The sequence below is a fragment of the Gemmatimonadaceae bacterium genome (assembly GCA_040882285.1).
Lineage (GTDB): Bacteria > Gemmatimonadota > Gemmatimonadetes > Gemmatimonadales > Gemmatimonadaceae > JACDCY01.
Genome location: JBBEBQ010000006.1, coordinates 96,678 through 117,171, shown reverse-complemented (window position 1 = coordinate 117,171; position 20,494 = coordinate 96,678). Strand labels below are relative to the sequence as shown.

The following is a 20,494-nucleotide window of genomic DNA, read 5'->3' as shown; positions in this document are numbered from 1 at the left end:
GCGCGGGTCAGGCCGCGGCAACGGTCACCTCGAGCCGCTTCAGCGGCGGGGGCGACGCGGCGAGAGCGTCCACCGGAGTGGCGTCGGCGACGTCGAACCTGCCGATCCGCGTGCGCCGCAGCGACCGCAGGTGCGCCGCGCTCCCGGAGGAGCGCCCGAGGTCGCGCGCCAGGGACCTGATGTAAGTGCCGCCGCCGCAGGTGATGGTCGCGCTGAAAGCCTCGCCGATGAACGCGCCGAGCTCCCAGCGATGCACCACGACGCTCGCGGGAGCGAGCTCCAGCGCCTCGCCGCTCCGCGCGGCCGCGTAGGCGCGCCGGCCCGCGACCTTCTTCGCCGAGTACGCCGGCGGCACCTGCTGAATCTCGCCGGTCAGCGTGACGATCGCCGCGCGCACGTTCGCTTCCGACGGCGGCGCCGCCGAGCGCGTGACTTCACCGGTCGAATCGTCGGTGTCGGTCTCCGTGCCGAACGCTATGACCGCCTCGTACACCTTCGGCTCGACGTCGAGAAAGGTCGCGAGCCGCGTCGCCCGGCCCACCAGCAGCACCAGCAGTCCGGTCGCGAACGGATCCAGCGTGCCGAGGTGCCCGACGCTCCGCTCGCCGTACGCGCCGCGCACGCGGTCCACGACGTCGTGCGACGTGATCCCCGCGGGCTTGTCCACGAGCAGGAGCCCCTCAGGGCTGGCGGTCTTCATCGTCGGACGCTCCCGCCGCGGCGTCGCCGCCGGCCGGAGGCTCCACCCGCGCGGGCGTCTCGTTCTTGATCTGCTCGAGTAGCGACTCGATGCGCGCGGCGTGCGCGACGCTCTCGTCCACCTTGAACGTGATCTGCGGGGCGACGCGCAGCTGCAGCGTCTTCGCGATCTGCGAGCGGAGGTGGCCGGCTACGCTGCTCAGCCCCTCGAACGTGGCTGCCTTCTCCGTCTCCGTGCCGAGCACGCTGACGTAGACCTTCGCGTGCCGGAGGTCGGACGTGATGTCCACTCCCGTCACCGTGACGAGCCCCGTTATCCGAGGATCCTTCGCTCCGCCGCCCTCGGCGAGGAAGGTGGCGACTACCTCGCGGATCGCCTCGGAGACACGATCCGCGCGCCGCGTGTTACGCAGTGGCGGCCGGCGTGAGCGTGCGCGCCACCTGTTCCGTCCGGTAGCACTCGATCACGTCGCCGACTTTGACATCCTGGAAATTCTCGATCCCGATACCGCACTCGAAGCCGGAGCGCACCTCGCGCACGTCGTCCTTGAGGTGGCGCAGCGAGCCGATGACGCCGTCGTACACCTCGACACCGTCGCGGATCACGCGCACGCGCCCCTGGCGGTTGATGATCCCGCTCCGGACCGAGCAGCCGGCGATGACGCCGATCTTCGGCACGCGGAACAGCTGCAGCACGTGCGCCTCGCCGTACACGACCTCGCGCTCCTCCGGCCGCAGCAGCCCTTCCAGCGCCAGTCGCACCTCCTCGACCGCCTCGTAGATGATCTTGTACAGCTTGATGTCCACGCCCTCGCGCTCGGCCGCCGCGCGCGCGTTGTTGTCCGGCCGAACATGAAAGCCGACGATGATCGCGCCCGCCGCCCTCGCGAGCAGGATGTCGCTCTCGTTGATCGTGCCGACGCCGCGATGAATCACCTCGACCGACACCTCTTCGTTGGACAGCTGCCCGAGCGCGTCGGCCACCGCTTCCGCCGGCCCGCCCTGGTCGGCCTTGATGACGATCCGCAGCGTGCGCTTCTCGCCGCCGGACGTCTGCGTCATGAACTCTTCCAGCGACACGACGCCCTTGGCGGTGCGGCGGCTGCGCGCCTCGCGGTCCAGGCGCTGCCGGCGCTGCGCGATCTCGCGGGACGCAACCGCGTCCTGGACGACGATGAACTGGTCGCCCGCCATCGCGACGCCCGTCATGCCCAGCACCTGCACCGGGATCGCCGGTCCCGCTTCCTTCACAGCCTTACCGCGCTCGTCCAGCAGCGCACGCACGCGGCCGCTGAACATGCCGCAGATGAAGTCGTCGCCCACGCGCAGGGTGCCCGAGGACACCAGCACCGTCGCGACCGGCCCCTTGCCCGCGTCGAGCGACGCCTCGACCACCGCGCCGATCGCCGGCCGGTCCGGGTTCGCCTTCAGCTCCAGCAGCTCCGCCTGCAGCAGAATCTGCTCGAGCAGCGCGTCGATCCCCGCGCCGGTCTTGGCCGAGATCTCGGACGAGAGCGTGGTGCCGCCGAACTCCTCCAGCACGACGCCGTGCTGCAGCAGGTCCTGCTTCACCTTGAGCGCGTTCGCCGACGGCAGGTCCACCTTGTTGATGGCCACGATCATCGGGACGCTCGCGTTCTTCGCGTGCGAGATCGCCTCGATGGTCTGCGGCATCACCTGGTCGTCGGCCGCGATCACGAGCACGACGATGTCGGTCACCTGGGCGCCGCGCGCGCGCATCGCCGTGAACGCCTCGTGCCCCGGCGTGTCGAGGAACGTGAGGTTCCTGCCGCCCGGCAGCAACACGTGGTACGCGCCGATGTGCTGCGTGATGCCGCCCGCCTCCCCGGCGACGACGTTCGCCTTGCGGATGTGGTCGAGCAGCGAGGTCTTGCCGTGATCGACGTGTCCCATGATCGTCACGACCGGCGGGCGCGGCTTGAGGTCCTCCGCCTTGTCGGCGGGGACGTCCCCCGCGTCCGCGGCGAACTCCTCCTCGCGCACGGCCCGGAAGCCGAACTCGCTGGCGATCAGCTCGATCTGATCGAAGTCGAGCCGCTGGTTGATCGTCACCATGAAGCCGAGGTTCTTGAGCGCGAACCCGACGATCTGCGTGGGCGGGATCTTCAGGATCTCCGCGAGCTCGCTGACGCTGATGAACTCGTTCACGCGAACGGTCTTCTTCTCGCGCTCCTGCTCCGCGGTCCGCTGCGCTTCGATCTCCTCGCGCGACAGCGCGTCGTCGGCGCGGCGCGCTCCGCCGCGGCGCGGGGGCGCGCCGCGGATGGCGGTCATCGTCTTGAAGATGTTGTCGGACACCGCCTGCTGATCGACGGCGCCGCGCTTACCGCGCTTGCCGCGGCCGCGCGTGTCGTCGGTGCGGGCGCCGCCCGTGGGGCGGTCGTCCCGCCGCGTCGGAGTGCCGGCGCCGGGTGAGGCGGAGGCGATAGGGCGCGCGCCGTACGGAGTGCCGCTCGCAACCGGGCGCGGGCGCGGAGCGCCGGGCACGATCGGACGCGGGCGCTGGCGCTCGGGAATGGGCGGCACCGTCGGGGCCTGCGTCCCACCGGCCGCGGCCGGTGGCGGCGCGGCTGGCGGCGCTGCGCGTGGAGGCGGCGGCGCCGCGGCGGCCGGTGCGGGCGCGGCAGGCGCGGCGGCGGCCGCGGGTTGAGTCGGAGCGGGCGCGGCCGGCGCCGCGGCCGCCCGCCGGCGCACGGCGGGCGCTTCCTCGACCGGCGCGGGCGGAGGCGGGGCCGCTTCGACTTCAGGGGCGACCTCCGCGGTCTCGGTCACGGGCGGTGCGGCGCGGCGTCTCCGGCGCGGGCCGCCCTCGGCTTTCGGCTCCGGAGCGGGGGGCGCTGCTTTCTCCGCCGCGGCCGAGCTGCGGCGGCGGCGCGACGTGGTGGCTGGCTTCTCCGCGCGAGCGCGCTTCTCGCGCTCCCAGCGCGCCCTCAGCCGCGCGACCTGATCGTCGGTCAACGCGCTGACATGGCTGCGCACGGGCACGTCCATCTGTCGCAGGAGGGTCAGAACCTCCTCGCTCGAGATGCCGAACTCGGCCGCCATTTCGTGAACTCGAAGTTTGCTCAACTGGTGGTTCTCCACTGCTTAGAAATGTGACTAGTGACTAGTCACCAGCATGCCCTTCAGTCACCAACATCCCCCTCGCCAGCTGCGCATCGAGAACCCCGACCGCAGCCGTTGATGCTCTACCCACCGCCGCGCCCAGCTCCCGCGCGCTCGGCGCTTCCATCACCCGCACGTGCCGCGCTTCCAGCAGCGGCAGCACCTTGTCCAAGCTGTTGCGCGCGGCGTCAGGCGCCACCACCGCCAGCTTCACTTTCCCCTTCAGCACCGAGCGCCTCACCTGGTCCACGCCGATCACGACCGTGCGGCCGCGGACGCCCAGCCCGATGAGACGAAGCAGCTTCGCGGAATCGGTGGCGATCAGCCCTCCGCCTTCACTTTGCCTTTCGCCTTCGGCTTCGCCTTGGGCTCGGCTTCAGCCAGCGGCTCGTCCTTGGCCATCTCGTTCGCGTCCTCTCCTCCGGGGACCGGCGGACCGAAGTCCTCGGTGTCGGCGGTTCCTTCGTTGATCTCGCGCAGCGCTTCCTCGTTGCCGGGGAGCGGCGCCGCGCGCGGATCGATCCCGACGGCGGACTCCCCGGCCGGATCCTCCGCCATCCCTTCGTTTTCCGCCGCCTCGCCCGCGGCGCCGGCCGCCGCTTCGGCCGCGGCGTCGGCCGCGGCGTCGTCGGTGGTCAGCTCGTTGATGATGGACATGAGGCGGTCGGCCTCCTCGGGCGCGATTCCCGCGAGTCGCAGGAAATCTTCCCGCTCGAGATCGATAATGTCGTCCAATCTCTTGTAACCCGCTTCCTCCAGCACGGCCGACGTCGCCGCGGAGATACCGTCGATCTCGGCGAGACGCGGGTTGACCGCGGAATCCTCGGGGAGCGGCGCGAAGATCGGCTGATCGCCGGCGCGCTCCATCCACTCGCGGCTGGAGTAGAGATCGATCTTCCACTCGGTGAGCTCGGACGCGAGCCGCACGTTCTGCCCGTTGCGGCCGATCGCGAGCGACAGCTGGTCCTCGTCCACGACGGCCTGGATCGTCTTGGTGGCGGGATCGCTGAACACGCGCGCAACGCGCGCGGGCGCGAGCGCCAGCTTGGCGAACCGCTCGGGGTCCTGCGACCAGGGCACGATGTCTATCCGCTCGCCGGCCAGCTCGTTCACCACGGCCTGTACGCGCGAGCCCTTGATGCCGACGCACGCGCCCACGGGATCAACGGCGTCGTCCCGGGAGAACACCGCGATCTTGGTGCGGCTGCCCACTTCACGGGCCGCGGCGCGAATCTCCACGATTCCCTGCTGGATCTCCGGGACCTCGAGCTTGAACAGCGCCTGCACGAACATCGCGTCCGAGCGGCTGAGCACGAGGCGCGGCCCCTTGGGCGTCTCCTCGACGCGCTTCAGCACGGCGCGCACGGGCTCGCCCTGATGGAAGTGCTCGCGGTGGTTCTGCTCGCGGTACGGAATGATTGCCTCCGCCTCGCGGAACTTGTTCAGCATGACGACGAGCTTGCCGCGCTCGATCTGCTGGACTTCCCCGGAGAGCAGCTCGCCGACGCGGCTGGTGAACTCGTCGCGGATGCGGGTGCGCTCGCCTTCGCGCACGCGCTGGATGATGCGCTGCTTGGCCGCCTGCACCGCCGTGCGCCCGAACTCGGCGAAGTTCACCGGCTCCTCCATCATGTCGCCGACCTGGAACTCCTCGTCGGTCATCCGCGCTTCCTCGAGCGCGATCTCGCGCGCGGGGTCGGTGACTTCCTCCACGACCGTCTTGAGCAGCACGATCTTGATCGACCCCTTCGACTCGTCGATGTCCACTTCGGCCTGGACCGTAGGCCCGTGCCGCTTGGCGAGGGCGGCATAGATGCCGTCCTGAATCAGTCCGTGCAGCTCCGAGCGGTCCAGCTGCTTCGAGTTGGTCAGCTCGCGGAGCGCGATCAAAATATCTGCCGACATCTGGGCCTCTATCGATTCCAGTTAAACGCGAGGCGCGCTTCCCGCACTTCGTTGAGCGGCAGCCGCAGCTCCTCGCCCTTCGCCGTGCGCACGACCGCGATCTCGCGCCAATCATCGTGCTCGATTCCCACTATCTCGACCTCGGCCAATCCGCCAAGCAGGTCGCTCTTCACGTTCGCCTTCTTCCCCACGAACCGCTTCCAGTCCGCCGCGTCCCGCAGCGGCCGTTCGATCCCCGGCGACGACACCTCCAGCACGTACCGCAGCCCGTCCTCGTCCACGTCCAGCTTCGCCTCGATCGCCCGCGACGCCCGCGCGCAATCCTCGATACTGATGTTCTGCCCGTCGGTCCGGTCGATCCGCACGTCGACGATCGGGCGATTCCGGGTGCCCCCGCGACGTAGCTCAAAAAGCTCAAGCCCAACCTCTGCAAGTGCGTCCTTCACAATTGGTTCCAGCTCTGACTTCATTTACTTTATGATGTAGTTCCAGAGAACAAAAAAATGTGGGGCGAACTTCCCCCACATTCGTCTCGCAACGATCAGCGCGACAACCTTAATAATAGTCTTCGAGCGGCGTTGCCGCAATCAGGGGAAGAGCGCTGCGTGCTGCGCTTTTCCCCGAGCCCTCTACAATCTCAGCGTCATCACCGCGACCTGTCGGCCTGCATCCCCCGCCCGGTACGAGAAGAACCGCTCATTGTCATGCCGCGTGCACCACGGGCTCATGCTGATTTGCCGCACGCCGGCGGCCGAGGCTTGCTCCGCGAGGAGTGACCGCAGATCCACCTGCCCCGGCCGGGTGGCCGGGTTCCCCGTGAGCTGCTCCCTGACGTCCGCGCCGACCTCGTAGCAGCGCCCGCAGATAGCCGGGCCCAGGTGCACGCGCAACTCCTCCGGCGGCTTGCCGAGCATCGAGAACGCGGCAGCGGCGCGCGTCACGAAGCCCGCGGCGGTCGCTTTCCATCCGGAATGCAGCAGCGCGATCGTCCCCGACGGGTGCGCCATGAACACCGGGACGCAATCCCCGATCGACACCGCGAGCGCGAGGCCGCGCTCCGAGGTGATGTGCCCGTCGCCTTCTCCCACGCGGACCCAGCCCTGCTTGCCGCCGTCGTGCTCGAGGATCTTCGTGCCGTGCACCTGCCGCGCGAGCACGATGGCCGTAGCCTCACCGGCTATCTCCCGCTCCAGCGCCGCCCAGCGCCCCAGCGCCTCGCTCTCGGGGTCGCCGCCGGACAGGCCGAACGTCCCGGCCTCGCGGGTCGTCGTGAAGGCGCGGATGCCGAGCTCATCGAGCTCGGCGACTGGCTCGTGCGGGACCGTCAGACTACGCGCCCGGCGGGCGGCTCCCCGCGCCGATCCTCCACCCGGCGGATGTTGGCGCCGAGCGCGTTCAGCCGCTCGTCGATCCGCTCGTAGCCGCGCTCGATCTGCTGCACGTTGTTGATCCGGCTGGTCCCGTCCGCGCACATCGCCGCGAGCAGCAGCGCCATGCCTGCGCGGATGTCGGGCGAGTCCATGTACGCGCCGTGCAGCCGCTGCGGCCCGGTGATGAGCGCCCGGTGCGGGTCGCACAGCACGATGCGCGCGCCCATCGCGATCAGCTTGTCGACGAAGAAGAGCCGCGACTCGAACATCTTCTCGTGCATCATGATCAGCCCCTTGCACTGCGTCGCCGTCACGATCGCGATCGACATGGTGTCGGCGGGAAACGCGGGCCACGGCTGGTCCTCGAGCTTCGAGATGTGCCCGCCGTGATCCGGCTGAATCTCCTTGGACTGCGTCGCCGGCACGATCAGGTCGTCGCCTTCCACGACGCACTCGACGCCCATCTTGGCGAAGCCCATGCGCGTCGAGCGAAGGTGCTCCACGCCGGCGTCCACGATCCGGAGCTCCGAGCCGGTCACCGCCGCGAGCCCGATGAAGGAGCCGACCTCGATGTGGTCGGGGCCGATGGCGTGCGTGACGGGCCCGTTGCCGAGCTCCTGCTGGCCGTGAATGGTCATCGTGTTGGTGCCTATGCCGTCGATCTTCGCTCCCAGCTTCCCGAGAAACCACGCCAGGTCCTGCACGTGCGGCTCGCTCGCGCAGTTCCGGAGGACCGTGGTCCCCTCGGCGGCCGCGGCGGCCATCAGCGCGTTCTCGGTGGCGGTCACGCTCGGCTCGTCGAGGAAAACGTCCGCGCCCGTGAACTGCTTGGCGGAAAGCTCGAACTGGTCGCTCGCGTTGATCTTCGCGCCCAGCGCCTGGAGGGCAAGGAAGTGGGTGTCGAGCCGCCGGCGCCCGATCACGTCGCCCCCGGGCGCGGGAAGCGAGACCTCGCCGCACCGCGCCAGCAGCGGCGCCGCAAGCAGAATCGACGCGCGGATCGTGGCGCACAGAACCGGGTCCAGGTTGCCGCCGTCCAGCTTGGCCGCGTGCACCTCGAGCGTGTTCCGTCCCTCCCAGTCGATGGTCACTCCCATCGAGCGGATCAGCGCGACGAGCGTCTCCATGTCGCGGATCCGGGGGACGTTCTCGAGCCGGACCGGATGGCGCGACAGGAGCGCGGCCGCGAGTATCGGCAGTGCCGCGTTCTTGTTGCCCGACGGCCGGATGGATCCCTTGAGTGTCGCCCTGCCTTCGACTACGTACTGGACTGCGGGCATGGATTTCTGGATGGAGGTGATGCTGAAATATCTACGAGAAGCAGCCGTTGGCTATTGGCTCTTGGCTATTGGCTTGACTGCGCCGCGGACCGCAGCCAGTAGATTTCGTCGCGGAGACCAACAGCTAACAGCCAACAGCCAAGAGCTTCAAGTGGCCCTTCCCTTGCACACATCGTGCGCGTGAACACCTGGACGATGGCGATCATCGATTTGCTCGCGCAGCAGGCCGCGGCGCTGCCCGACACGATCTTCACCAAGCAGGTCGCGGAGGACCCGAGCTGGTGGCAACGCGTCACGGGCATCGCGAGCTTCGTCCTGTCGCTGACCGTCCTGGCGCTCGCGGCCGCGCTCATCCCGGCCGCGCTGAACGTGAGGAAGACGCAGAAGAAGATCAGCGACATGTTGGACCGGATTTACGGCGACATCAATCCGATCATGCGCCACGCCAGCTCGATCACCGACAACCTGGACTACATCTCGACGTCGCTCCGGGTGGACGTGCAGCAGGTGAATCAGACGGTCGCGTCGGCGAACCAGAAGCTGCTGAAAGCGGCGGAGCTGGCCGAGGACAGGATCAACGAGCTGAACGCGCTTCTGGAAGTGGCGCAGGAGGAGATCGAAGCGGTGTTCGTCGCGTCGGTCTCGACGATCAAGGGCGTCGGCACGGGCGCGGCGACGTTCGCCAAGGGGCGGGCGCGGAAGGGCCGGCGGCGGCGCACGCTGCGCGATCCGGGGCTGGTGGAGGCGGTGGAGCGGGTGGGTGACGCGCTCGATGAATCTTTCGCAGACGAGTCTTTTGACGAGGAGGGGCTGGACAATGGTGGCATCATCGGAGACCAAGGGGCCGACGGCCGGTCAGAAACGCCGCGCATCCGCCCCCGTGGATGATTTCAGCGACGACGATCGCGAAGAGCAGTTCGATCTCCTGACCGCGGCGGTCATCGGAGTGGCGATCGGCGCCGGCATCGCGCTGCTGGTGCGCCGAGGGCCGAGCGGAAACCGGCCGCTGCGGCCGGTGATGGACGCGGTCGGCCGCGGCGCGAAGTGGAGCGGGGCGATGGGACTCGAGGGCGCGCGGTGGGCGGGCGACACGATCCCGCCGTACGCCAGGCGCGCGCGCAAGACCGCGACCCGCGGCGCGCGCTGGGCCCGCGAGCACAGCGAGCCGTTGCTCGAGCGGCTGCCCGCACTGGACGAGGTGACGGATACGGTGCGTGATTACGTGGATGCGGCGCGCGAAGCCATCAACGAGACGGTCGAGCACGAAGCGCGTGATCTGCGCAAAGCCATCCGGCGGCAGCGAAAGCGGATCGGGATTTAGGGTTCGTCGCGCAGGCCGGCACCGGCGCCATCCCCTTCGGTCGCTACGCTCGCAAACCGCGCGAGCTAAGACGCGACCTGCGGGGACGGAGCCGGTGCCGGCCCTCCGCATCGTAGCATTGTCCAGACTTTTCGCGTTCGCGGGCCTTGCCGCGGTAGCTCTCCTCGCCCTCACGCCCGACGTCGCGTACGCGTGGACCCCGGGCACGCACATCTTCCTCGGCGAGGCGCTGCTGAAGTCGCTGCACCTCGTGCCGGGGAACATCGCGGCTCTGATCTCCGCGTTTCCCCACGACTTCCTGTACGGGTCCATCGCAGCCGACACGAGCATGGCCAAGAAGTACGCGCTGGCGGGCCGGCACTGTCACTCGTGGAAGGTCGGGCTGGAGATTCACGAGCGCGCGCGGAACGACCCTGTCCGCAGCTTCGCGCTGGGCTACCTGGCGCACCTCGCCGCCGATTCCGTGGCGCACAACTACTTCGTCCCGCGCCAGCTCACCGTCACCTCCACTACCAGCGCCATCGGGCACAGCTACTGGGAGAGCCGGTTCGAGATGCACCTGGGCGAGCGGTTCTCACGGCTCGCGCGGGAGGTGATCCTGCGCGACCACGAGCACTCCGACGCGCATCTCGACCGCATTCTGAGCCCCACGATCTTCAGCACGCCGACCAACCGGCGGATTTTCCGCGGCATGGTGCGAGTAGCGGACTCCGACGGCTGGCAGCGCATCTTCCAGATGATCTCGGAGAACAGCCGCTGGGACCTCGGCGAGCAGGAGTCGGGCGCGTACATGGACCGGTCGTTCAACTACATCGTGGACTTCCTGAGCCGGTTCGGCTCGTCGGAGGTGTTCGCGCTCGATCCGGCGGGCACGAGCCCGCTCCGGCAGGCGAAGCGCATCCGCCGCGCGGCGCTGAACAAGGGGGGCGGCGAGGAGAAGGTGGAGAGTGCCGCGCTCAAGCACTTCGCGATGCCGGCCACCGAGCTCGCGTACGTGGACAAGGTGGGCGGCTCGATTTACGAGCTGGCGAAGGGCGGCTCGGCGACCTAACCATACCAAGGCGGATGCGCTTCGAGCCGCAGCCCACCCTCGCGGGGGAGCTCGCCGAGCTGCGACCGCTTCGCCCGGAAGACCGGGCGGATGATCGGATCAACCCGCTCTCACGGTTACGATCCAGCTGCGGGGGAGATCGAGATCGGGTGGACGTTCCTGGCGCGGGCTCACTGGGGCGGTCGGGAGAGTCTCGTCTTCGAGATCACGTCGAAGAATTGGCAGCCACGAACAGCGTCTGCGTAGGATACGCGAACTCGATTCCCTCCGCCTCGAACTGCTCGTGCACGCGCAGATTGACGGCCTGCTGGATGTCCATGTAGTCGTTGAACTCCCGCGACAGCACGTAGTACACGGACTCGAAGTTCAGGGAGAAATCGCCGAACTCCTTGAAGTGCGACCTGTCGAACCGCGTCTTCTCCTGCTCCTCGATCGCCGCGCGCACGATGGCGGGGATCAGCATGAGCTTGTGCCGCGGTGTCTGGTACGTGACGCCGACGGGAAACACCACGCGGCGATGCGCCATGCGCCCGAAGTTGCGCAGGCGGCTGCCGAGCAGATCGCTGTTGGAGAATACGAGCTGCTCGCCCGACAGGCTGCGGACACGCGTCGTCTTGAGCCCGATGTGCTCGATGTTCCCCATGAGATCGTCCACCGCCACGAAGTCGCCGAGCACGAACGGCTTGTCCAGCACGATCGACAGCGACGCGAACAGGTCGCCCAGAATGTTCTGGGTGGCGAGCGCGATCGCGATTCCGCCGACGCCGAGCCCGGCGACCAGCGCGGTGATGTTGATGCCGAGGTTGTCGAGCGCCAGCAGCAGAATCACCGTCCAGAGCACGAGCCTGATGGCGAAAGCCAGCGCGCTCATGGTAGTGGCCGCCGCGGCGTCGCCGGTCATCTCGCGCGCGGTATAGCGCCGGAGCCACCCGCCGAACCCGGCGGAGGTCCACAGTCCGAGCTGCAGCAGCAGCGACAGCACCGCCGCGATCTCGACGACGTTGCGAAAGCGAGCCGGCACCTCGAGCGCGCCCAGCGCCGCCGACAGCGACAGTATCGGAATGAAGAGCGGGTGCGTCTTGGCCAGCGCCAAAACGACGACGTCGTCCCATCCGGTCGTGGTCCGGGCCGCGTACTTGGCGGCGCGGCCGCGTATGATCCGTAGCGCAAGGCTCAGCGCGAGGAAGGTTGCGAGGCCGACGACGAGTGCCAGCGCCCACTGGCGCGGCGAGTTGGCGACGAAGATCGCGTCGAGAATCGTCATGCGTGGCTCCTTGGCTTCAGGTAACTCGCAAGATAGACCGTGGTCCACCTCGGCTGACACTGCACCGCGACACGCAGGCGGAGGAGGCGGCGAGGAGGGCGCGTTCGCCGCTTGATCAGCCCGGCTCCTCAGCCATTGACAAGCGGTTGCTTTGTAGTGTAAAGTACTTGGCGTGACGGTTATTTCACCGAAAGTACCATGACCGAGTCCGTGCTGACTTCCACGCCTCGCCCGCGATGGTGGAAGTGGATCTTCATCATCCCGCCAATCGCCGGCTTGGTGATCGCCTTGCTGGTCGCGGAGCCGCGCCGCCGTGACGACCTCACCCTGCTCGCCGGCTCCTGAAACCTCCGGCGCCGGCGCGCGTAGGTAGCCCAGTGAGATGACCACGCCCAGGCGGGCCGCTCCCCGGAAGACGTCACCAACAACGCGAGAAATGTCATGAAGCGCCCAATCGTTGCCCTGCTCGGGCTCGTAACCCTGATCGCCGCCGCGCCAGTTCAGGCTCAGGCGCCCGCGAGACCCGCCGGCCCGCCGCCGGCCGGTCCCGGCGAAGTCCGCGGCACCGTCCTGACCGAGGGCGACAACGCCCCCGTCGCCGGTGCCACGATCACCGTCCGCAGCAAGCGCGATTCTTCCCTGGTCACCGGCGCCATCGCGGGCGACGACGGCAGCTTCCGCGTGCAGGGACTGCGTCCGGGAACGTATTACCTCCGGATCACCCAGCTCGGCTATGCTCCGCGCACCACGCCCGATTTCAGCGTGACGCCGGAGAAGCCGTCCACGACCATCACCGGCATTCAGCTTCCGCGCGTCGCGATAGAGCTGTCGACCGTCGAAGTCTCGACGGAGCGCGCGGCCGTGGTGATCGAGCCCGACCGCAACAGCTACCAGGCCAAGCAGGTTGCGCCCGCCGCCACCAGCGCGAGCGAAGTCCTCCAGGCCACTCCGTCCGTCGAAGTCGACGGCGACGGCAAGGTCAGCCTACGCGGTAACGAGAACGTGGCGATCCAGATCAACGGCCGCCCGGCTCCGATCCGCGGCGAGCAGCTCGGCGCGTACCTGAAGGGGCTCCCCGCGAACATCGTCGAGCGCATCGAGGTCGTACCGACGCCATCCGCCCGGCACGATCCCGAAGGAATGGCCGGCATCATCAACATCGTGCTCAAGGACAACGTGGACCTCGGCCTGAGCGGCGGCTTTATGGCCGGCGCTTCGCCGTCGCAGCGCTACAACGCGAGCGGCAACCTGGGCTACCAGGAAGGACGGCTCACGCTCTTCACGAGCTACGGGTTCAACTCCGACAAGAGAGACATCGTCGGAATCAACGACCGCGAGCGGTACGACGCCCTGTCAAACCCGCGCTCGTTTACCGAGCAGGACATCGCCAGTGAGGCGGGCAACGCTGGACACAACTTCAACGTCAACCTCGACTTCAAGCCGAACAAGCGTGACGTCATCTCCAACATCCTGTCGGTAAATCGGCGCCGTTCCACGGACGAGTCCATCAATGGCTACACGGAGCGGGACGGGTCGCGGACGGAGACGGACCGGTACAACCGGGTCCGCGACGCGGGAGTCACGGGCTTCGTCGCGGACTACACGCTCGCGTTCAGGCGGACGTTCGAAGCGCGGAAGCACGAGCTCGGCGCGGAGATGAGACTCAACCGCTCGTCGGACGACGACGACAACACGCTCTGGCACCAGGCGATCCCCGGCAACGCGCGGACCGAAGGCGAGCGCAACGAGCTCGACGCCGTCACCAGGCAGGCGATCGCGCAGGTGGATTACACCCGCACGCTTCGCGAGCGCACCAAGCTCGAGACGGGCTACAAGGGCACGGCCCGCTGGCTGGACCGCGATTACTCGGTCTTCAAGGACGCGGCCGGCTCGGGTGACTGGACCCTGGACGGAAGCCTGACCAATTCCTTCCAGTTCGACGAGCAGGTCCATGCCGCGTACGGCGTGCTCAGCCAGGGCGTGGGCAAGTTCGAGCTCCAGGGAGGGCTCCGGGCCGAGCGTGCCAACCGCGATTTCCAGCTGGCGGACGAGAGCTACCCGTACAACTACACCAGCCTCTTCCCGAGCGCGGTGGTGAGCTATAAGGTGAGCGACGCCACGCAGCTCAAGCTGGCGTACTCGCGCCGCGTGCGCCGTCCCGGCACGCAGGAGCTGAACCCGTTCCCGCAGTTCTTCGACGTGCAGAACGTGTTCATCGGCAACCCGGATCTGAACCCGGAGTACACCGACGCGTTCGAAGCCGGCTACACCCGGATGTTCAAGCTCGGCACGATGCAGGTGTCGCCGTTCTATCGTCGCACGACCGACATCATCCGCGTCGAGATCGACGCCAACGACACGTTCCAGGGACGGGAGGTTACCTCGATCAACTTCAAGAACCTGGCTACGGGCACGTCGTGGGGGACGGACGTGAACGGCTCGCTCAGACTCGGTCCCAAGTTCACCGGCTTCGGCGGATTCAACATCTACAAGATGGTGACCGACGGCGGCTCGCAGTCGGCGCTGGCTTCGGGTGGAGTGACCTGGGCGGCGCGCATCAACGGCACGACCCAGCTTCGCCCGGACCTGAGCCTGCAGGCGATGTACTTCTATCGCGCGCCGATGCAGGCGGAAGGATACAAGTTCTCGGGGATGCAGTTCGCGAACATCGTCCTGCGGAAGAAGATCAACGGCGACAAGAGCAGCGTCGCGCTGCGCTTCACGGATCCGTTCAACTCCCAGCTCTTCCGTGCGAAGGTCAGCAACGACGACCTCACGCAGTTCACCGAGCGCAGGTTCGGCCTGCGGGCGGTGTACCTGTCGTACCAGATGACCTTCGGGCAGGCGCCGAGGGTTCGGCAGCCGACGATTCAGACGCCGCCGGAGCCGCAGACCGGGTTCGCGCAGTAAGAATAACTGCCACTTAGAACAGCCAAGCTGCGAGCAGCCAGCCGGAAGCTCGCAGCTTGGCTGTGCTATGTCGTAGCTTCGCGCCCGCGTCTGCTCGCAAACGCAATGACAAACGCCACGATCAGGGGGACGAGCCGCTCCATCCAGTCCCCCGGAGTATCCGGCAGCAGGTAGAACACGACGGTCAGGCCGAACCCCGCCACGATCGACGCGAGCACTCCGCGCGCCTCGAGCCGGTACCCGGCCAGTCGCAGCACCAGCACGGGGCCGAATGCCGAGCCGAGCGCGTGCCAGGCGAACAGGACGCGCGAGAAGATCGCCGCCGGCGCAACGATCGCGAGCGCCATCGCGAGGAGGCTGAGCACCACGACGACGACGCGCGACGTCCCGAGCCCGCCGATCTCGCTCACCGGCCGCCGCGCCGCGCGCCGCAGGTCCCAGGACACGGACGAAGCCGCGACGAGCAGTTGGCTGTCGGCGGTGGACATGATCGCCGATAGCACGGCCGCGATCATCAGTCCCGCCACCATGGGCGGTAGCGTCGCGTTCGCGGCGTGAAAGATGACCTGCTCGCCATCCGGCAGCTCCCTCCACAGCGCCCGCGCGCACAGGCCTACCAGCAGCATTCCGCTGTAGATGACGACCGCCCACGTGATCGCGATCGCGCGTCCCTGCGCCAGCGAGCGCGTATCGCGCAGTGCCATGAACCGGTTCACCACGTGCGGCTGCCCCGGATAGCCGAGCCCGATCCCCATCGTGCCGAGCACGAACGCCAGAGCCAGAACGCCACGATACTCGCGAGTGAGCGACGCGCCCGACTCGCCGGCGGCGAGCCGCAGTCCTTCCCCCAGCTCGGCGAAGCCGCCGAGATGCACCAAGGCCGCGACCGGCAGGATGACGGCTGCCAGAGCCATCAATCCTCCCTGCAGCATGTCCGTGACGCTCACCGCCCAGAAGCCGCCGAGCAGCGTGTACGAGAGGATCACCGCCGCGCCGACGGCGATGCTGAGGGTGCTCGACAGGCCGAACGCGGACGCGAACGCGTGCCCCGCGCCCTGGAACTGCGACGCGATGTAGAACATGAACGCCACGAGCACCGCGGCGGAGCAGAACCGGATCGTCAGCGGATACAGGCGGTGCGTGGAATCGCCGGCTATGAACTCCGTCAGCGTCAGGCTCGCGCGCGCGCGGCTCAGCCGCATCAGCCGGGGCGCGACCCAGACCCAGTTGATCAGAAAACCGGTGAGCGTGGCCGGAAACAGCCACAGCGCCGAAAGCCCCCAGGCGTACGCGGCGCCGCTGACGCCGAGCAGCGTCCATGCCGACGACGAGCTGGCCGACGCGCTCAGCCCCGCGACCCACGCGCCGAGTCGCCGTCCGCCGAGAAAGAAGTCGCCCTCGTCGCGCGTCCGGCGGCTGGCCCACAGCCCCATCGCCACGAGCGCCGCATTGTACGCGACGAGTGTTATGAGAATGGCCTGGCCGCGTGACATCGCGGAATTGTACGCGCTCGCGCCCAGCCGCGAAACGTGGCGGAGGGCCATGCAGCAGGTCAGTTCGTCGGCGTTGAAGGTCCCTACCGGGCGGCGCGCGTTCGCGATACTGGCACTCGGATTGCCTCTGGAGGGTCATCGGACTTTCTTAACGAGCGCCATCCCGGAGGCCATTATGCGCAGGACGTACATGCTCGCACTCGGCGCCGCTCTGCTGGTAACGGGCGGCTGCAGCAATCTCGGATCGATCGGCAACATCCTCGGCAGCGTCCTCGGCGGACAGGGCGCGCAGCAACAGCAGATCGACGCCGAGATCCAGCAGGTCGACGCCAGCGGTGGACGACTGTACGTTCGGACGCAGGACGGCCAGACGGGGACGATCCGTGTGGACAGCCGGACGCAGGTTGTGTACAACAACCAGCAATATCCCGTGACGGCGCTCGAGCGCGGCGACATCGTGCGGATCCAGCTGCAGCAGACGCAGAACAACGAGCTGTACGCCACGCGCATCGACGTGCTGCGGAGCGCGAGATAGCACTTTCAGCTCGCGCTGACCGGCGCTAGCGTTATGCCATGATCACAGCGCGGGCTTTCCGTGCGCTCTGCTGCGGCGTGCTGGCCGCGGCTGGGTGCGCGGCGCCGGAGGACGCGCCGGCTCCGGCGAGCGCGTACTCCGACGCCGCGGAGATGGAAGACTCCGAGCCGACGTCCGGTTCCGGCTTTCTCGATCCGAATCTGGCGACCACCGCGGCGCTCAGCTCGCTGCCCGGCATAAGCGACTCGGTGACGCTGGCGGTTATCGCCGGCCGGCCGTACAGCAGCAATCTCGCGCTCGACAGAGTACTCTCCCGCCACCTGAGCGCCCCGTGGCGGGACTCGGTGTACGCCCGCCTGTGGATTCCGTTGGATCTCAACACGGCGAGCTCCGACGAGATCATGCTCATCCCGGGAGTGGACACGCGCCTCCGGTACGAGCTCGAGGAGTATCGGCCGTACGACGGAATCGAGGAGTTCCGGAGGGACATCGGCGAGCAGCTCGGCCCGGAAGAAGCGGCGCGTCTGGAGCGGTACATAATCCTTCCCTGAGCGATTGCGGATTGAGAACTTTTCTGGCCTCAGTCAGAAGTCGCAAGCCGCGCCATTGCGCGGGCGGCCCGGACACGTTCTATTCGTCCCCGCTGGCGTCCCGTTAGGGCTGTGCCCACCGATCTGCCGAGGAGGCCTCATGGTTTCGCTGACGTCGCTGTGGATCCCGATTCTCGTGTCGGCTGTCGTCGTGTTCCTGGTGAGCTTCGTCCTGCACATGGTCATTCCGTTCCATAAGAACGACATCAGGAAGGTTCCGCGGGAGGACGAGTTCCTGGCCGCGATCCGCGGGTTCAATCTGCCGGCGGGAGACTACGCCGCGCCGCACGCGGACTCCCCAGCGGCGATGAAGGATCCCGCGTTCCTCGAGAAGCGCGCAAAAGGGCCGACTGTGATCATGACCACGAGCCCCGGGGCTCCGCCGCCGATGTCAGTCACGCTCACCAAGTGGTTCATCTACTGTGTCGTCGTATCGCTGTTCGCCGCTTACGTCGCGAGCCGGACGCTTTCCCCAGGCACCGAGTATCTGCAGGTGTTCCGCATCGTGGGTACGGCGGCGTTCATGGGGTACGCGCTCGCGCTCGTGCAGAACTGGATATGGTACATGAAGGACGGCGGCGCGACGTTCCGCTCGATCATCGACGGCCTGGCGTACGCGCTGGCCACCGCGGGCGTGTTCGGCTCGATGTGGCCCGCGGCATAGCGCCGCGAAAAACGCGCGCGTCGTCGGGCGCGTCGCTTATAATGCTTTGATGCCGCAGGTCACCGATAATCAGGACGGAGCGGAGGCTCTCTAATTGGCGAGAAAACCCAACTACGATTTCGAGAAGCGCAGAAAGGAAATGGACCGCAAGGCGAAGAAGGACGCCAAGCGTGACGAAAAACTGCGACGGAAGGAAGCAGGCATTGTGGATGAAGAGTATCCGCCCGCGACAACCGAGTCCGAGGATCCCGGACCGGCGACGCCGGATCAGGACTGAGGACGAGCGAGCTCCGGCTTCGCCGAACGGCGCGTGCCTTCCGCCTTCGAGATTCCACCTGGTGAGCTGACGGTGAGGGCTTCCCGCGCTTCCGGCGCCGGCGGCCAGCATGTGAACAAGACGTCTTCGCGCGTGGAGGTGGTCTGGAACGTCGCCTCCTCGCGCGCGCTCTCTCCGGAAGACCGCAGCTGGCTGCTTCGCAAGCTCGCCAGCCGCCTATCGGCCGACGGCGGCCTGCGCGTCGTGGTCAGCGACACGCGCAGCCAACTGCGCAACCGCGACATCGCCATGGACCGGATGGCCGAGGTCGTGCGCGCCGCCCTGACGCGGCCCAAGAAGCGAAAGCCCACCAAACCCTCGCGCTCGGCGCTCCGCGCTCGAGTCGAGGCAAAGAAGCGGCGGTCGCTGAAGAAGAAGCTGCGCCGCGACACCGGCGACGAATGACGCCCAAGCCGATCGATCCTGCCCAGCTCCGCGCCGCGGTGGAGCTGCTCGAATCCATAGTGGACGACCGCGCCACGCTCGCCGGAATCCCTGACGACGAGCGCAAGCGGCTGCTGCAGGCCGCGGGCAAGGTCTCGCGCCCAGACGCGATCGATCGCCGGCGGCTGCTCAAGGCGTCGAACCGCAAGCGCAAGGCGGAGAAAGTCCAGCGCGAGGAGAACACTTTTGCGGCCACCGGCATCCGCAAGCTCCGCAGCGCGCCGGTGTTCAACACGCCGAATGCGACGGCGCCGGCCGACTTCGAGCAGCGGGAAGTCGAGGATGATCCGGATTTCCGAGAGACACTGGAGCCGCAGCACTGCTACGTCTGCAAGAAGCACTACTCGCGGATCCACCACTTCTACGACCAGCTGTGTCCGGAGTGCGCGGAGTTCAACTACTTCAAGCGCACCGAGCTGGCGGACCTGAGCGGCCGCGTCGCGCTGCTGACGGGCGGACGCGTCAAGATCGGGTATCAGGCGGGCATCAAGCTGCTCCGCTCCGGCGCGCGGCTCATCGTCACGACCCGCTTCCCGCGCGACTCGGCCGCGCGCTACGCGCGCGAGGCCGACTTTGCCGAGTGGGGCGACCGGCTGCAGATCTTCGGGCTCGACCTGCGGCACACACCGAGCGTGGAAGCGTTCTGCCAGCATCTGCTAGCCACGGAAGAGCGACTCGACTTCATCATCAACAATGCCTGCCAGACCGTTCGGCGTCCGCCCGACTTCTACGAGCACATGATAGAGGACGAGCAGGTCGCGCTGTCCACGCTGCCGGAAGCGGCGCGCCGGCTGCTCGGCGCGCACGATGGGCTGCGCAGCGCGAACATCCTCGGCGGCGGCGAAGCGCCCGTCCCGCGGCGAGCCGCGGGCGAGCTGATCGGTCTGACGCACGCGGCGGCACTGTCGCAGGTGCCGCTGCTCCCGGAAGACATCGCGGCGGACAAGCGGCTCTTCCCCCAGGGCCAGCTCGACAAGGACCTTCAGCAGGTGGATCTCCGAGGCCGCAACTCTTGGCGGCTGCTGCTGGACGAGGTGCCGTCGGTGGAGCTGCTCGAGGTGCATCTGGTGAACGCGATCGCTCCATTTCTCCTCAACGCGCGGCTCAAGCCGCTGATGACGCGCACGCCGGAGCGCGACAAGCACATCGTGAACGTGTCCGCGGTGGAGGGACAGTTCTACCGCCGGTTCAAGACTACGCGCCACCCGCACACCAACATGGCCAAGGCCGCGCTGAACATGATGACGCGGACCTCGGCCGCGGACTACCACGCCGACGGCATCCACATGAACAGCGTGGACACCGGCTGGGTGACGGACGAGGATCCGGTGGAGATCGCGGCGAGGAAGACGGCGGAGCACAGGTTTCATCCGCCGTTGGACATCGTGGACGGCGCGGCCCGGATCGTGGATCCGATTATTGCGGGGTTCAACGACGGGGAGCATGTGTGGGGGAAGTTCTTGAAAGATTACGTGCCGACAGACTGGTAGAAAAGCGCTGCGTGCTGCGTGCTGCGTGCTCGCGGC

The 20,494-nt window shown here is 67.9% G+C and carries 21 protein-coding genes; 11 read left to right on the top strand and 10 right to left on the bottom strand.

Annotated elements, in window-relative coordinates; genetic code table 11:
* Positions 1–7 precede the first annotated feature (7 nt).
* The 8 genes from truB to murA all read right to left on the bottom strand — a co-directional run bounded on the left by truB (position 8) and on the right by murA (position 8,380).
* Positions 8–700 (bottom strand): tRNA pseudouridine(55) synthase TruB, encoded by a 693-nt coding sequence (gene truB, locus WEA80_03905; protein ID MEX1185713.1) that lies wholly within the window; start codon positions 698–700, stop codon positions 8–10.
* Complete coding sequence (gene rbfA, locus WEA80_03900) at positions 681–1,112, bottom strand: 30S ribosome-binding factor RbfA (protein ID MEX1185712.1); 432 nt, start codon at positions 1,110–1,112, stop codon at positions 681–683. Before rbfA ends, truB begins: the two co-directional genes overlap by 20 nt.
* Positions 1,105–3,789, bottom strand: a complete 2,685-nt coding sequence (gene infB, locus WEA80_03895; protein ID MEX1185711.1) for a translation initiation factor IF-2 — start codon at positions 3,787–3,789, stop codon at positions 1,105–1,107. The genes rbfA and infB overlap by 8 nt, the downstream gene beginning before the upstream one ends.
* A gap of 37 nt (positions 3,790–3,826) precedes the next feature.
* Entirely contained in the window at positions 3,827–4,108 is a 282-nt protein-coding gene (locus tag WEA80_03890; GenBank protein MEX1185710.1) for a ribosomal L7Ae/L30e/S12e/Gadd45 family protein, read from the bottom strand.
* A gap of 38 nt (positions 4,109–4,146) precedes the next feature.
* Positions 4,147–5,730 carry a transcription termination factor NusA gene (gene nusA, locus WEA80_03885; GenBank protein MEX1185709.1) on the bottom strand — a complete coding sequence of 528 codons (1,584 nt, stop codon included), beginning with the start codon at positions 5,728–5,730 and terminating at the stop codon, positions 4,147–4,149.
* An 8-nt stretch (positions 5,731–5,738) separates the two neighbouring features.
* Positions 5,739–6,200 (bottom strand): hypothetical protein, encoded by a 462-nt coding sequence (locus tag WEA80_03880; GenBank protein MEX1185708.1) that lies wholly within the window; start codon positions 6,198–6,200, stop codon positions 5,739–5,741.
* Between the two features lie 159 nt (positions 6,201–6,359).
* Positions 6,360–6,971, bottom strand: a complete 612-nt coding sequence (locus WEA80_03875) for a polyphenol oxidase family protein (protein ID MEX1185707.1) — start codon at positions 6,969–6,971, stop codon at positions 6,360–6,362.
* Between the two features lie 83 nt (positions 6,972–7,054).
* Positions 7,055–8,380, bottom strand: coding sequence for a UDP-N-acetylglucosamine 1-carboxyvinyltransferase (gene murA, locus WEA80_03870; protein ID MEX1185706.1), 1,326 nt, complete (start codon positions 8,378–8,380; stop codon positions 7,055–7,057).
* A 180-nt stretch (positions 8,381–8,560) separates the two neighbouring features.
* Here murA and WEA80_03865 point away from each other — a divergent pair, with 180 nt between their 5' ends.
* The 3 genes from WEA80_03865 to WEA80_03855 all read left to right on the top strand — a co-directional run bounded on the left by WEA80_03865 (position 8,561) and on the right by WEA80_03855 (position 10,752).
* Positions 8,561–9,268, top strand: a complete 708-nt coding sequence (locus WEA80_03865; GenBank protein MEX1185705.1) for a hypothetical protein — start codon at positions 8,561–8,563, stop codon at positions 9,266–9,268.
* The gene (locus tag WEA80_03860; GenBank protein MEX1185704.1) at positions 9,261–9,701 is read left to right on the top strand and encodes a hypothetical protein; all 441 of its coding nucleotides are present in this window, start codon (positions 9,261–9,263) and stop codon (positions 9,699–9,701) included. The genes WEA80_03865 and WEA80_03860 overlap by 8 nt, the downstream gene beginning before the upstream one ends.
* 118 nt (positions 9,702–9,819) lie before the next feature.
* Positions 9,820–10,752, top strand: a complete 933-nt coding sequence (locus tag WEA80_03855; GenBank protein ID MEX1185703.1) for a zinc dependent phospholipase C family protein — start codon at positions 9,820–9,822, stop codon at positions 10,750–10,752.
* A 205-nt stretch (positions 10,753–10,957) separates the two neighbouring features.
* Here the strand turns inward: WEA80_03855 and WEA80_03850 are convergent, their stop codons facing one another.
* Positions 10,958–12,016 (bottom strand): mechanosensitive ion channel family protein, encoded by a 1,059-nt coding sequence (locus WEA80_03850; protein ID MEX1185702.1) that lies wholly within the window; start codon positions 12,014–12,016, stop codon positions 10,958–10,960.
* 198 nt (positions 12,017–12,214) lie between these two features.
* Here WEA80_03850 and WEA80_03845 point away from each other — a divergent pair, with 198 nt between their 5' ends.
* The gene (locus WEA80_03845; GenBank protein MEX1185701.1) at positions 12,215–12,361 is read left to right on the top strand and encodes a hypothetical protein; all 147 of its coding nucleotides are present in this window, start codon (positions 12,215–12,217) and stop codon (positions 12,359–12,361) included.
* A gap of 96 nt (positions 12,362–12,457) precedes the next feature.
* Positions 12,458–14,926 (top strand): TonB-dependent receptor, encoded by a 2,469-nt coding sequence (locus WEA80_03840; protein MEX1185700.1) that lies wholly within the window; start codon positions 12,458–12,460, stop codon positions 14,924–14,926.
* A 65-nt stretch (positions 14,927–14,991) separates the two neighbouring features.
* On the opposite strand, the gene WEA80_03835 is transcribed toward WEA80_03840, so the two are convergent.
* Positions 14,992–16,470, bottom strand: a complete 1,479-nt coding sequence (locus WEA80_03835) for a sodium/proline symporter (GenBank protein MEX1185699.1) — start codon at positions 16,468–16,470, stop codon at positions 14,992–14,994.
* A 124-nt stretch (positions 16,471–16,594) separates the two neighbouring features.
* Between WEA80_03835 and WEA80_03830 the strand changes: the two genes are divergently transcribed.
* From WEA80_03830 to WEA80_03805, 6 genes are all read left to right on the top strand, one after another.
* Positions 16,595–16,954: a hypothetical protein gene (locus WEA80_03830; GenBank protein MEX1185698.1), complete on the top strand. Its 360-nt coding sequence runs from the start codon at positions 16,595–16,597 to the stop codon at positions 16,952–16,954.
* A gap of 38 nt (positions 16,955–16,992) precedes the next feature.
* Positions 16,993–17,505: a hypothetical protein gene (locus WEA80_03825; GenBank protein MEX1185697.1), complete on the top strand. Its 513-nt coding sequence runs from the start codon at positions 16,993–16,995 to the stop codon at positions 17,503–17,505.
* A gap of 139 nt (positions 17,506–17,644) precedes the next feature.
* The gene (locus WEA80_03820; GenBank protein ID MEX1185696.1) at positions 17,645–18,208 is read left to right on the top strand and encodes a hypothetical protein; all 564 of its coding nucleotides are present in this window, start codon (positions 17,645–17,647) and stop codon (positions 18,206–18,208) included.
* 94 nt (positions 18,209–18,302) lie between these two features.
* Positions 18,303–18,485, top strand: a complete 183-nt coding sequence (locus tag WEA80_03815) for a hypothetical protein (GenBank protein MEX1185695.1) — start codon at positions 18,303–18,305, stop codon at positions 18,483–18,485.
* Between the two features lie 33 nt (positions 18,486–18,518).
* On the top strand, positions 18,519–18,929 hold the full coding sequence (gene arfB / locus WEA80_03810; GenBank protein MEX1185694.1) for an alternative ribosome rescue aminoacyl-tRNA hydrolase ArfB: 411 nt from the start codon (positions 18,519–18,521) through the stop codon (positions 18,927–18,929).
* Positions 18,926–20,458, top strand: coding sequence for an SDR family oxidoreductase (locus tag WEA80_03805; GenBank protein ID MEX1185693.1), 1,533 nt, complete (start codon positions 18,926–18,928; stop codon positions 20,456–20,458). The genes arfB and WEA80_03805 overlap by 4 nt, the downstream gene beginning before the upstream one ends.
* The last annotated feature ends 36 nt before the right edge of the window (positions 20,459–20,494 follow it).